Source organism: Desulfovibrio sp. (genome assembly GCF_035644575.1).
Classification (GTDB): Bacteria; Desulfobacterota; Desulfovibrionia; order Desulfovibrionales; family Desulfovibrionaceae; genus Desulfovibrio.
Window position 1 is genome coordinate 41,670 of sequence record NZ_DASQOG010000095.1, and the last position, 13,677, is coordinate 55,346.

Annotated in this window: 9 protein-coding genes and 1 tRNA gene; 5 read left to right on the forward strand and 5 right to left on the reverse strand. The window is 49.3% G+C overall.

The genetic code is table 11. The annotated features are described in order from the left end of the window. Positions 1–43 precede the first annotated feature (43 nt). A complete protein-coding gene (locus VEZ52_RS05310; protein ID WP_324835860.1) occupies positions 44–2,356 on the forward strand; it encodes a methyl-accepting chemotaxis protein in 2,313 nt (770 codons plus the stop codon). Positions 2,357–2,449: 93 nt separating this feature from the next. Here VEZ52_RS05310 and VEZ52_RS05315 read toward each other — a convergent pair whose 3' ends face one another. Further along, the gene (locus VEZ52_RS05315; RefSeq protein ID WP_324835861.1) at positions 2,450–2,914 is read right to left on the reverse strand and encodes a VOC family protein; all 465 of its coding nucleotides are present in this window, start codon (positions 2,912–2,914) and stop codon (positions 2,450–2,452) included. Between the two features lie 453 nt (positions 2,915–3,367). Between VEZ52_RS05315 and VEZ52_RS05320 the strand changes: the two genes are divergently transcribed. Beyond that, positions 3,368–4,618: an HD-GYP domain-containing protein gene (locus VEZ52_RS05320; RefSeq protein ID WP_324835862.1), complete on the forward strand. Its 1,251-nt coding sequence runs from the start codon at positions 3,368–3,370 to the stop codon at positions 4,616–4,618. A gap of 48 nt (positions 4,619–4,666) precedes the next feature. On the opposite strand, the gene VEZ52_RS05325 is transcribed toward VEZ52_RS05320, so the two are convergent. Together VEZ52_RS05325 and VEZ52_RS05330 are read right to left on the reverse strand one after the other, a co-directional pair. Beyond that, the gene (locus tag VEZ52_RS05325; RefSeq protein ID WP_324835863.1) at positions 4,667–5,512 is read right to left on the reverse strand and encodes a hypothetical protein; all 846 of its coding nucleotides are present in this window, start codon (positions 5,510–5,512) and stop codon (positions 4,667–4,669) included. Positions 5,513–5,701: 189 nt separating this feature from the next. After that, entirely contained in the window at positions 5,702–6,736 is a 1,035-nt protein-coding gene (locus VEZ52_RS05330) for a glycoside hydrolase family 99-like domain-containing protein (RefSeq protein ID WP_324835864.1), read from the reverse strand. Positions 6,737–7,122: 386 nt separating this feature from the next. Here VEZ52_RS05330 and VEZ52_RS05335 point away from each other — a divergent pair, with 386 nt between their 5' ends. From VEZ52_RS05335 to VEZ52_RS14630, 3 genes are all read left to right on the forward strand, one after another. Continuing rightward, a complete protein-coding gene (locus VEZ52_RS05335; RefSeq protein WP_324835865.1) occupies positions 7,123–9,195 on the forward strand; it encodes a diguanylate cyclase in 2,073 nt (690 codons plus the stop codon). A gap of 118 nt (positions 9,196–9,313) precedes the next feature. Then, entirely contained in the window at positions 9,314–10,453 is a 1,140-nt protein-coding gene (locus VEZ52_RS05340) for a flagellin (protein ID WP_324835866.1), read from the forward strand. Between the two features lie 326 nt (positions 10,454–10,779). Continuing rightward, on the forward strand, positions 10,780–11,064 hold the full coding sequence (locus VEZ52_RS14630; RefSeq protein ID WP_414649503.1) for a tyrosine-type recombinase/integrase: 285 nt from the start codon (positions 10,780–10,782) through the stop codon (positions 11,062–11,064). Positions 11,065–11,621: 557 nt separating this feature from the next. Here VEZ52_RS14630 and VEZ52_RS05345 read toward each other — a convergent pair. Together VEZ52_RS05345 and VEZ52_RS05350 are read right to left on the reverse strand one after the other, a co-directional pair. After that, positions 11,622–13,208: a P-loop ATPase, Sll1717 family gene (locus tag VEZ52_RS05345; RefSeq protein WP_324835867.1), complete on the reverse strand. Its 1,587-nt coding sequence runs from the start codon at positions 13,206–13,208 to the stop codon at positions 11,622–11,624. 330 nt (positions 13,209–13,538) lie between these two features. After that, a tRNA-Ser gene (locus VEZ52_RS05350) sits at positions 13,539–13,633 on the reverse strand. Positions 13,634–13,677 lie beyond the last annotated feature (44 nt).

Here is a 13,677-nt window from a genome sequence, read left to right on the forward strand (position 1 = left end):
CCCCGTAGCGACCCCCGGCCACCTCTGTATTTCGGAGTTTACCATGCGCCAGATCAGCATCAATACTATCTGCACATTGTCCGTAACGGCAGCGGTTGTTGCCGTGATTACCGTGCTTGTCATCTACGTGTCCACCTCGTCCTACCACATGGTTGCCGGAGTGCAGACCGAGGCCCTGAACGAAGCCAGTAAAACTGTGGCGCGTTCTGCTGAAATATACATCCAGCAGTCTGTGGATGTGGCCACCATCCTTTCCCGGCAGGAACCTGTGCTGAAGGCCTTTGCCGGTCAGCCCCAGGAAGCGCAGGAATTATTGACAAGCTACGTCAAATCCTTGCCAGGATACTGGTCTTTTCTGCTTTTTGACCTCAGGGGGCGTATCGTTGCCGGGGTCAATTCCGATATGGGCGACTTGACCGGGGGGAACAGGGCTGATCGGGATTATGCCCGCCAGATATTCAGCGGCAAGGATGTAGCCCTGAGCGAAAGCGTCATGAAAGCCACCTCGGGCGATGTGCTGATCTACGTGGCGGCCAAAGCTGTGCGCGGCAAGGACGGCGCGTTGCTCGGCGCTGTGGCTGTGTGCCCCCGCTGGACGGACTTTACGGAAAAGACCATTGACCCCATCCGGTTGGGGCGGCGCGGATACGGCTTTACCATCGACCAGAACGGCCGTTTCATTTCCCACAGCATGGACAAAAAGCTCCTGCTTCAGGATTATTCCAAGGAAAAATTCATTCAGGACGCACTCGCAAAGGGCAGCGGAACTTTCAGTTATGAATGGAAAGGTGAGGACAAGTTCATGTCTGTGGCCAAAGTACCGGCTACAGGGTGGCTTGTGTGTATGAGCGCCTACGATTCCGAGCTTACGGCGCCAGCGGCGGATCAGCGGTCTGTGCTGTACATGGTGGGCGTGGGCGCGGTTCTTCTGCTGACGCTGGTGATACGCGTTGTGAACCGCAAGCTTGTGTTCGCTCCCCTGCAACAGCTCACAGATTTTACAGAAGCCGTGGCGCAGGGTGATTTCAAGGCCGTGCTCGCAGGCAAATACCGTGCGGAGATGAAACGCTTTGCCGGGCACCTCTGCACAATGGTGGACGAGCTGAAAAAACGCCTTGGTTTTGCGCAGGGCGTGCTCAACGGCATACCCACGCCATGCTACATCGTGGGCAGCGATTTCAAGGTGACCTGGCTGAATGAACAGGTGTGCAACTTGCTGGGCAAGCCGGGCCCCAAGGATACATATCTGGGCCAGCGCTCAGGCCTTTTCACGTGGGGGGATGCCAACCATGAGACGCTGTCAGACCGGGCCATCAAGGAGCGTAAGGCTCTGAACAGGGAGTTTGACTATACGGCCCAGTCTGGAAAGCAATTGCGCGTCTCTGTGCAGACAACGCCATTTTATGATCTGGACGGCGGCATGCTGGGTTCCATTACTTTCTGGACGGATCTGACGGAAATTTACGGTCAGAAGACGCGCATTGAAGCGCAGAATGCGGCAATTGCCCAGACTGCCGTTGAGGTTTCGCAAGTAGCGGAAAATATCGCCATAGCCTCGCAGCAGCTTTCGCAGCAGATCGCGCATTCGAGCGAGGGCGCGCGTGAGCAGAGTGGCCGCGTGAGCGACACTGCCAATGCCGTGGAAGAGATGAACGCCACAATCCTTGAGGTAGCCAGAAGCGCCTCTGCCACATCGGAAAATGCCGAAAAGGCCAAGCTGAAGGCGCAGGACGGCGCCCGGCTGGTGGAGGAAGTCAGTGCCGCCGTGCAGAGCATCCGCAATGAAGCAGGGCAGATGACCGACAGTATGCGCAGCCTGGGCGAGCAGGCGCAAGGTATTGGAGCCATCATGGGCGTTATTTCAGATATCGCCGACCAGACCAACCTCCTGGCACTCAATGCAGCCATTGAGGCGGCGCGCGCTGGTGAGGCCGGGCGTGGTTTTGCCGTGGTGGCCGACGAAGTGCGCAAGCTGGCGGAAAAAACCGCCCACGCCACCACCGAGGTGCGCACGGCAATTGGTGGCATACAAAGCGGCACCAATACCGCTGCCGCGCAGATGGATGCCGCCGTGGAGCGCGTAACCCAGGCCACGGGGTTGGCCCAACGCTCTGGCGAGGCCTTGGCTGAAATTGTTGAAATGGTTGAATCTGCGGGGGACCAGGTGCGTTCCATTGCCACCGCCGCCGAGCAGCAGTCTGCCACATCTGAAGAGATAAACCGTGCGGTCAGTTCCATCAGCGTTATCGCTTCTGAAACGGATAATGCAATGGCTCAGTCAACTGAAGCGGTCGGAGCACTTGTGGCGCAAACCAAAAAGCTTGAACAGCTTATAGCGGCCCTGCGCTCTAGTTAGCACCGGATACCGTCTTTTGCAGAAGCCCCTGCAGCCCGAAATTACCGGGCCGCAGGGGCTTCTGTCTGTCTGATAGAGCAGGGAAAACGCTGGCTATGAATTTGATTGCACTTTTCGCCAGCTTTGCAGCTCAATAATGTTGCCCTCAGGGTCGCGCGCGTACACAAAAACTGCTTCCATGTCGTTGGGGTAGGCGGCTGTGACAACCTCGCCAACCTGCCCGCCCCCTGCGGCAACGATCTCTGCCAGGGTTGTTTCCACATCGTCCACTTCAAATGCAATGTGCGCAAAGCCAGGGCGGTTGACCTCCGGCGGCAAGGTGTCGCGCAGACTGTCGTATGAAAAAATTTCAAGCGTTGGATGGCTGCCGTCATAGCCGGGCAGCAGCAAATGCTCACCCATAATGTGGGCCTTGGGCAAACCGGTGAGCCGGTCAAGCCACGGGCCTCGCAGATCACGCTTTTGCCCCATGCTCGTGCAATGCAGCGTCTGCTTGTAAAAGGCAATGAGCCTGGCGGCATCCTTTGCAATGATATTGGTGTGCACATAGCGGAACATGGCGTCTCCTCTGCGGTATATGGGAATGGAAAGGCCAAAAGGCATTTAGCACTAGCTGCGGCGCAAGGCAGCGGCCCGTGGGTCCTTGGGGGGCGTCCGATTTGTATGTCATGCGTATGGCACTATCAATGCCATGCCGCTGACAATCCAGTTTTTTCAGGCTTGGGGCTTAAGAAATCGGGGATGTAAAAGACATGCAGTTGTGGTCTGGTATGTGGCTATTGATTGTCAGTATCCATAGATGCTGTGGTATTGATAGTATGAAAATCAGATTTTGTGCGTTGTTAGGGATGTTTTCTGCTTGTTGCAGGATGAATGTTCTATAAATGCTGTTTAGTTATGCGTTGCGGTGGTGTGATTATTTTTGTGTTTAATGTAAAATTGCTTGCTATAGCCTGTGTGGTTTAGTAAAAAAAACTATCTTTGCTTTCATCTAACGCAAGGTTGCCTGTCATGGAAGCTATTTCTCTGAAAGAATTGGCCGTTCCGATCATCAAATCAATCGATAGCTGCAATTACCTTTTAAAGTCGCACCATAGGCGTACAGCCGTCATTGCCTATCATATTGGCAAAAAAATGAATCTTGACTGTGATCAGCTCTTCAGGCTGATCATTGCAGCAGCTGTCCACGATGTTGGAGCCTTGTCTGTTCAGGAGCGTAATGCGCTCACTCAGGCAGATGTGCATAATCCAAGACCGCACTGTGAAATGGGATACAGAATGCTTTCGTCATTTGGCCCGTTCAAGGATGTTGCCAGGATCATCAGGCATCATCATATCCACTATGACGCATCTTTGAATATGGATGAAGGCGAGGTGCTGCTGGACAGTCATATCCTTCACCTTGCGGACCGGGTTGACGTGCTGATCAATCCAGATGTTTTTGTGCTCAAGCAAAAGGCCTCGGTCATAGAAAAAATCAGGGCCAACGTTTCGACCACATTTCATCCTGATGTCTTCGCTGCCTTTGCGCAGGCATCAGCTCCGGATATCTTCTGGATTGAAATCAATAATCTCGAGCTTGATCAGCTTTTCAGGCTGGTCGATTCGTCGATGAATTTTGATCTTACCCTTGAAAATGTTCTCGATTTTGCCCTGACCATTTCGCGCATCATTGATTTTAGAAGCCACTTCACAGCCTCGCATTCCTACACCGTAGCCAATCTTGCGTGTGAACTCGGCAAAATATTTGGCTTTTCGCGCGAGCGTTGTCTGAAATTGAAGATCAGCGGCTATCTGCACGATATAGGTAAAATCGGAATCGACCCCGGCCTTATTGAAAAGGGAGGCCCGCTCACTGATGATGAATTTGATCAGGTCAAGCTGCATACGTATTATACGGGGCAGATTTTGAGCAGTCTCAGCATTTCCGAGTGGTTTTATGAAATTGTGCTCTGGGCCAAGAACCATCATGAGAAGGTAGATGGGTCCGGGTATCCGTATTCCCTGCAAGATGAAAATCTGGATGTGGGTTCAAAAATACTGGCGTTTTCAGATGTGATTGCAGCCTTGATGGAAGATCGCCCATATCGCAAGAGCCTGCCCATTGATACGGCCTTTGATATAATCAGAAAAAGTATCTCTGCAAAGATTTCTGATCAAATGTTTGATGCCATAGAAGGGCACAAGGACGAAATAAACGCTATTGTGTTGCAGTGCCAGCAGAACATCAGGGAACAATACAGGACGGAAGCGGCCAGTTAGCTGGCAGAGCCAGTCCTCTGCGACGCTCGGTTTTGCACTGCTCTCAGGCTATTCAGCGTATTTTTTTACGATGGCGTGAGCCAGTTCCGCATATGCCCGGGCTTTAAGAACAGCCACTTGTTGTTGGTCTGAAGATGCGCGTGTGTAGCGCGCACTGGCTGATGTATCCTGAATCGGCTTGGGTGAAAAAGCTTCCCACTGGCCTGTTGCAACATCGATAAGAGCCATTTTCAGGCGGATTCGCATCTCCTGCGATTCATCTGGAATGATGCCGCCAACTATGGGAACCCAGGAAACCGCTTTTGTGCTCATATCTTTTTGCGCTGTTTCCAGAATTCCCCAATAGACCAGTATTTTTGCACAATTGCCCTTTGCCGCAGCCAACCGTAAAGCTGCTGCGTGGCTGGCATCGCCCTGGCCCACTGGAATGCCGGAAAAAGCCGCAACCCGGTAATGCGCTTCCAATGCCTGGATCATGCTGTCGTCCGGCATGATGGCCCCTGACTGGATAAGCATGACAGAGGAGCCTTTGGGCAGGGAAAACTGTTGCCTGTTTTCCAGCGCGTGCTGGATTTCTTCCTGCGCGACTGAAGCGGTGGGCTTGACCCCCAGCACTTCAAATTCGGTCAACTCGCCTTTGTAAAGAGAATGACCTGGTTGCCGCAATCTGCCAGCCTCCGCCTGATAGCCGGAATCAGAAATGGATCTGACGCCGCATCCTTGTAACGCGAGAACAGCAAGCAAAATTGAAATAGTCGCGGCATATCGTAGCGGCATGTGCGTGTTCATGGCGTGTCCCGGCAATAACGAATGATTGAGCGTGTTGACAGGCTTTAATTTGCCCAGCGCACGAATGTTTGTAAAGTATGGTTCTGATAAAATATGGTTCCGCATCGGCTCGCACGTGGAAGAATTCTCAGAAAGTAAGGGTATCAACGCACCAGTAGGGGGCATTGCACAGGGATGAGGCCGGGCGAAAGTGAGGCTCGTGTTGCAAGAGAAAGGGGGTGCGCCGTGGTAATCCATCGTTTGGGCTGTCCAAGCCCCTTTGCTGTCGTAAAGCCTCTCCAATGGGGATGCCAGCTAGGCGTTAAATTCGTTCATGACGCTGCGCACCGCGTGCAGGTACGCAAAGCCGTCTTTTTGATCCGGCTCCAGATGGCAGCCCTCGCCCCATTCGTTCCAGGCGTTGATAAAAACATATTGCATGTCTTCTGGCAGATATGCGCGGGTATGCTGCGCCATGGCGCGCAGGGCAGCGATGAATACATCCACTGAGGCGTGCTCAAAAGATAGCCCGTGTCTGCCGCGTCGGGGGGTGTTGTCCCACCCGGGGAAAACGCAGCGCAGCCGGATGTAGGCGGGGGTTTCTTTCAGCAGCATGTCCTGCACGGTGGCAACATAATCAAAACGGCGGGGTTCTTCTCCTGCACTGGAGAGCATGTTCATGGGGTTCAGGTTCGGGGCAAATTCCACCATAACGTCAAACCCCAGATTGGCGGGATGCTGCCCCACATGGCATTCTACGCCAGCCAGGCAAAGTTCTGTGTGCCCCATGGCCCACGCTTCTTCGCGCCAGATCTCGCTGTACACAGGCATCAGGGGATTGCGCTCCGGTGCAAACACCAGCAGCAGGGGTTTGCCGTCTATTCTGATATGGCGCGGATTGTCAAAATACTGCGCGAGATCACGGATAATTTTTTTGGCGTTTCCCGGCGAATATTCCTGCGCGATAAACGGTTTTGTCCTCTGGGGCTGGGTATTGTCGTACCAGCATTCGTGCGCCCAACAGAGGCAAAATTCGTTCCGTATCAGGCGGCTTTTGTTGATGATGTGCAGAGGCGCATTCAATAGTGTGCGGCCCGCCATATTGTAGTAATAATAGCAGAATGCCGTAACGTTGTTATCCCAGGCGATGTGATGCTGCTTTGTCAGGATCTTTTCATCAGTAAGATCGTAGTAGCCCAGAATATCATGAGGAATCTGCGGCTGGGCATGCCCTTCATACAGAGGAATGGCCCCTCGGACGTTGCACCATTCCGTAAAATTTTTGCCATAGATATCATTTTCTGGAATGACATGAAACTGCGGCAAATAGAACGCGATAGCTTTTATCATATTTTGCCATGGCTGTTCATTGAATATCAACAAAAACCCGCCCGTACTGTCTGAAAAACAAACGATACGGGGGGCGGCCTGCTGCTGACTATAACGGTGAACTCCCATCACAAAAACATGAAGAAGCCTGAAAGTCACTATGCGAAGGTGTGCTGATGCGCGCAACGTTTGGCAGTCGTTGAGGACTACTCCCAGGGTTAACCCTTGCCCCAATACCACGCTGGTCAATCCCTGTGTGTATCATTCATCCCGCCAAACTTGCTTAGAGAAGCTCCAGGGCATTGTGTAACACCCGCGTGCAGTATAATGCTGTTTACAATCAGCTAACCCTGTGTTGATGTAAGCAGGCCGAAGTAGGTGACCCCTCAACCGCGAGTATCTGCAAGATGGCTGATTTTATTGATATAAAAACTTTAGTTATTTGCTATGGTTTGTGCTGCTGTACTCAGCTTGTTGCCTTTATACTCCAGTATCGGATCAACAAGGGCGGGCAGGGGATCCAGTGGTGGGTATTGGGCAGCGTGGTGATGGTTTTTGGATTTTTCATGAACTCGTTCAGAGATGTCGAGTTAGTCGCAAGCATTGCAATATTTATTTATACAGCTTCATTTTTGCTTTGTTTTTTGTGTATATACATTGGCCTTGCAGAATTTGTGGAAAATAAAAAACTGTTGCGATCTGTGCTGATTATAGCGGCTGTATCGCTGATTGCGCTGAGCTATTTGGCATTCATTGAAGGAAGCATATTTTTACGACGAACACTCCTTTCTTTTTCATGCTCAATACTTTCGCTGCTTTCAGCTCTTACAGTTGCCGGTGGCAACTGTAAGCATACGCTGCCAGCCAGATTTTTAAAATATGTATTTATTTTTAATACGCTGTGGCTTTTTATTTTCGCGGCTCTTCCCTGGTGGGGAGGGCCGGGGATGGCCTTGTTCACAAGCCCATCCCCTCTGGCGGCAACGTATTTTCTTCTTATGACCACCAGCACCTTTTGGACGATAGGGCTCATTATGTTGGTGAGCCAGAAGTTGTCTGACCAGTTGCGTTCTTCCAAGCAGTTTCTGGAGTCCACGCTCGACGGCCTTTCCGCCAATATCGCCCTTATCAACGCCGAAGGTGAGATCGTTCTGGTCAATCAGGCTTGGCGCAACTTTGCTTCTGCGAATGGCATGTCGCGGGATTTTGTTTCCGAAGGGGTAAATTATCTGCGTGTCTGCGAAGGCGTGTGCGTTGATAATGTCCTGGAAGCCAACTCATTTGCTCAGGGTATAAGGGATGTTCTTGACCGCAAACTTGAGACGTTTTCCATGGAATATGGCTGTCATTCACCAGAGCAAAAGCGCTGGTTTTTGGGCAGGGTCAATCCTTTTTGCGGGGATGGCCCGCGCATGGTTGTGGTGGCGCACGAAGACATTACGGAACGAAAGCTCGCAGAAATCGCCCTCGCGGAATCCAACCACAAACTTGAGTTGATGACCAACGAGGATGGCCTGACAAAAATTTCCAACAGGCGGCATTTTGACGCCATGCTCGCTTATGAGCGCAATCGCCATATCCGCTCCGGGGCGACGCTTTCGCTCATCATGTTGGACATAGATTTTTTCAAAAATTACAATGACACCTATGGCCATGTGAAGGGCGATGAATGCCTTCAGGCTGTTGCTCAGGCCGTGGCGCGATGCCTTAACCGCCCCACAGACTTGGCGGCGCGATACGGCGGCGAGGAATTTGTCTGCCTCCTGCCCGACACTGACATACTTGGCGCAGTGAGCCTGGCCGAGCGCATACGCAAGGCTGTCATGCAGTGCGGGATTCCCCATGCGGCATCACAGATAGCCAGGGTGGTGACGGTCAGTGTTGGCGTTGTGTCATGTATTTGCCAGGAATCCACTACTCCAGAGTGGATTGTGCAGCGCGCGGATGAACAGCTTTATCTGGCAAAGCACGAAGGTCGTAACTGCGTTAAATTTCAGGCAGATGATGGGGGAATGTATGCCCAGATGCGCAACGGGAGCAGCTTGGGGCTGAAGGTGCTATGGAATAGCGAATATGCTTCCGGCAATACGGAACTGGACGGGCAACACATGGAGCTGGTTTCCATTGTGAACAGCCTGCTTGAACGTGTGCTCGCAGAAGGAGATGCCCCGGACCTCAATTCTCGGTTTAAGGATGTGCACCAGATTGTAGAAAAGCACTTTAATGACGAAGAAGCGGTGCTGCGCAATAGCGGGTACCCAGAGGTTGATGAGCATGTGGCCCGGCACAAAGAGTTGCTGCAAAAGTGCGCTGGCCTGCTTAAACAGGATGCTGAAAATCCCGTGTCCCCAGTGCAAATGCTGCAATGCATAATACACGACCTCGTGCTGAACCACATGGTTAAGGAAGATGGTAAATACTTTGCTTTTTTAAACGGAATTGAGTCTGCTGCAGAGCAGAATAAGCGTAAGCGCTATTGAGCTTGTGCTCTGTTGCCAGAATATTGGCGCAAAAGAGCTGTTTCAAGTCATTCATGGGAAAAAATGGCCGATATTATGTGCATGAAATTTGCAGTGCTCCAGAAATCTGGAGGGGCTCATGTTCATACGCACCAATTCTATGGCTAATAGCGTTGCGGCGAATCTTCAGTCGCACTACACCGAGCTGGCAACATCCACGCAGCGTCTCTCCACTGGGTTGCGGGTAAACAGTGCCTCAGATGATGCCGCTGGTCTTGCCATTCGTGAGTTGATGCGCACAGATATCAGCGCGCTTAATCAGGGTGTGCGTAATGCCAACGATGCCATATCGTTGATCCAGACGGCAGACGGCGCGCTTGGCGTTATTGATGAAAAGCTTATTCGCATGAAGGAGTTGGCCGAACAGGCCGCTACTGGCACATACGACTCCACGCAACGGCTCATGATTGATTCGGAATATCAGGCCATGGCGTCTGAGATTACCAGAATTGCCAACGCCACAGACTTCAACGGCATCCATCTGCTGAACGGCAATCTGTCCAGCAGTTCCCACGATGGTGCGGGGCTAACATCCACCGGAAAAATGAAGATCCATTTTGGCACAGCCAACGATAGTGCCGAAGACTACTACTATATTCAGATAGGTAACTGCACCGCCAGTTCGCTGGGTTTGTCCAGTGAGGCTAATACAATGGATGGGCTCATTTCCAGCCTTGGGCTTTCCTATGGTGGTCCCAACACGCTGAACACCGAAATATGGTGGGGAACTGTCCCCCCCAGCGTGCAGAGCCAGTTTTCACCAACTGCGTCAGCTGTTGATTATGGCCGCGCTGGTGAAACATATTCGTTTGTGCGAGATCTGAACGGGAAAATGCACGCTCTTGTCGCGACAGGTATTCTGACCGTGGATACGTATTCAAGCGACAGAATTTTGTCCGAAGACGGATCGGGGAACATGAGCATAGCCACCCAGACTCAGGCGCAGGAAGCCTTGGTCACCATCAACAACGCCATTGTTTCCAAAGATAAAATTCGCGCCTCGCTTGGGGCCTTGCAAAACCGGTTTGAGAATACCGTGAGCAATCTTCAGACCCAGGCCGAAAACCTTCAGGCAGCAGAATCGCGTATTTCTGATGTGGACGTGTCCTCGGAAATGACGCGGTTTGTACGCGAACAGATCTTGACGCAGTCTTCTGTGGCCATGCTCTCTCAGGCCAACTCCATGCCCAAGATGGCGATGCAGATCATTGGCGGGTAATCAATTTTTTTCAGAAATTTTCACGTCGGTGCATACCAAAGTACGTGCATCGACCTGCACCCCACCAAGTGCCGCCCCCAATTTTACCCCATTCAGACGCAAAAACGGCGAGTTACCTTTGACAGTAACTCGCCGTTTTACTTGCGTATGTGGCGGAGAGGGAGAGATTTGAACTCTCGATACAGGTTTAAGTCGTTCCCAGCACTGACGACCTGGGTAGGGTACTGGCTATGGCAGTGCCGTGGGAGGCCTCCCTTTTCCAGTGCTGCTGTGTAGTGGACATATGGTTTGTGTTCATTAACCCGGTTACTCAGGCCCCATACTCCATGCGGCAGCCCTCGATGAAACTGATGATGAAGCGGCTTTGCGAGAAGGCAGGGGTAACCCCATTCGGGTTTCACGCAATTAGGCACTATTTTGCCGTTTGTCTGGTCAAATCGCAAAAGGCCGACATAACCGACATACAGCAGCTTTTGGGCCACCAGAGGCCCACCACAACGGATATTTACCTGCGTAGCGTTGCCCCCAATCTTGATCGCTTAGCCGGGGTCATTGAAGGGGCGGTTCAGTCGGTAGCTGTCCCTGGGGATGAGGCTGAGGCCGACGGGTAGGCTTGGTTGTGTCAGTTGAAGAGTGCGGGTTGCTTTGTGGCAGCTCGCCCTATTTGTGAACGGTAAGGATTGGGATAATAACGATTGATGCGGCGTGCGGGAAAATGGTACGCATAAGCTGTTTTTTTTGGGGGGGGGCTGGACGGTCTTGGTGGAGGAGTGATGATAAAAATCGGTTTGGAGTCAAAATGGAGCATGTCATGTGCGCCAATCAGTGATGCATCCCTCTTTTCAAGCTTGTGTACGTGAACTTGGATAGTCGAGTAAAAAAACCTACAATTTTGTTATTAGTGTGAAGAGCTTTCCCTGCATAAAGCGGGAAGAAAATGATTAGGTGATCGATGTGGTATATTATGTATCTTATTTAAAACTAGCATATTCATCGTATGCATATTGTATATATAATTAATTATATATACAATATGCACCAAATTCATTCTGCTTTAAACTATGATGCAGAGTATAAAATTATTTGTATGTATTGTATTAAAAAAGAGCGCTGATATGTCGTGGTGAGGCTCAGCGCTCCAATTGTTTAAGTATAGATTTCTATACCGTTATTTAAAGCGTTTCCCAACGTTGAGTGCTTTCGCAAGGCCGTAATGAATTTCATACCGCACTCTTGTTATCACTTTTGGAGAAATATTAACCGTGCTTCTGTCTTGATGACACCATGATATGAATTTTTCAGCATCGTCTTCAGCCTCTTGTATATAACAAATGATACTAAGTTCGTACAGAAACTGTAAAAAATCTTCGGGCGAGCCGAAAAATTTTGGAATTTGTCTCTTCTTGCTTATGATCTCATCATAAAATTGTTCAAAGAATACAGTGTATTCCTCGTAATTGAATCTAGTCTTGCCATCTAAATATGAAAAAAATCTTAAAAAATCTTCGTAGTCTTCTGGTGTGTGGTAGAATGAAATTTGGTCTTTGATTTCTCCTAGCATATATGTCGAGTAAGCGCGCCTAAAAGTCGGAGAATCAAAATCGTTTACTATAAAGTGAGAAGCTTCCTTGTCCCTTTCAAGGGCAGAAAGTTTCATGATATTAATCATTGTAACTATATCTCTTGGTCTGAATAAAGAAAACCTTAAAAATGAAATAAAAGAGTCATTTGCTTTCTTCATTTTGCTTTCAACTTTAAATGGGAAGTAGTGGTCCCATGCTTGACCATGTTCGAGTTTTGATTCTTGTTGAGAGCTTAGAATTTTATCTGCAAGCAAAAAAAGTTCTGATTTTCGATATTCTGGATATTTTGTTCTCCAATCAAGAAGTACAGAGTTGTCACGCATTTTTGTATTTTGATTCTGAAGACCTAAAAGGTTGAATATGTCTGGTCTGACTAGGAGGACAACTTTCATTCTGCCATGTGAATCTTTTATATTTGCAAAAAAATCATTATTTACTGACCAAATTGCATTTGCGAGGCCTCTTACACAGTCAAGATATTCTTCATGAGGAATGTTTTGTGGCCGTACATCAATTCCGTCAATAAATATGATGTGATTTTTCACGAGTTTAATAGATCTAAAAGCTTCCTCAAACTGTTTGCGTAAGTAAAGTAAGTTGATTTGGTATGTCTGATTTACAAAATTCACAGAGGTTGAGTTTTCCCCGCCAAATTTCCCTATATGTTTATTCATGACCTGCGCAGCAACGCGTGAATTTTCTGCAAAATTCATTGCAGTAATAATTTCTGGAGAAAAAGCGTCATTGTAAAAATCATCTATTGCATTTATTAGGTTCTGAAATTTATTATTTCCAAAAAAACTAAAATTTCCAGGCGCATTTTGACTTATTTTCTTTGCCATTAAGAGGTATATGATTACACGCCATGCTTGTGTGTAGTCAGACAACACTAGTGAATGTTCTTTTTTGAGTTGAACAAATTTTTGATATTCTGTCTCCATAAGGAAATGCAATACAGAATTTGTATTTTTTGTCTCATTATTTGTCATATATACCGCATATGCAGTTTTTCCTGTTCCTTTGTCGCCGACTAGGAAAGATATATTAGTAGGTACAATGTCTTCAATGATTTTTTGATTTACAAAAAAATTGTTAAAAATTTCCTTGTTTTCTCGAAGCTTATAATTTACTGCGTCGTTGAATCCAGTGTTCAAGTTGCTAATGGGGATCATTTAAAGCTCGCTGTTGTTACGCAAGCGCGAGATGGTGCTTGCAGTGCTTTGATTGTAAGGGGAACCTTTATTTCAATACATTTTTATGGTATACTGCTTGGATAATAATTATCAAGAAATAAGTTTGGGTGGTATTAGGGTGAGATGGCTATATGTATTAGCTTATGTTGAGAAATCTCCCCAAATTCTATCGGGGTGTCCTTTGTGGGTTTTCCCAAAAGTATGTACGCCGGTATGCACGTCACCCCGCGCCGACCCGAATTTCACCCCGCTAGAACGCAAAAACGGCGAGTTACCTTTAACAGTAACTCGCCGTTTAACTTGCGTATGTGGCGGAGAGGGAGAGATTTGAACTCTCGATACAGGTTTAAGCCCGTATACTCGCTTAGCAGGCGAGCTCCTTCGGCCGGCTCGGACACCTCTCCGCATGCATCAGGCCAGCAATTAAGCGAACCAGAATGCAGAAAAG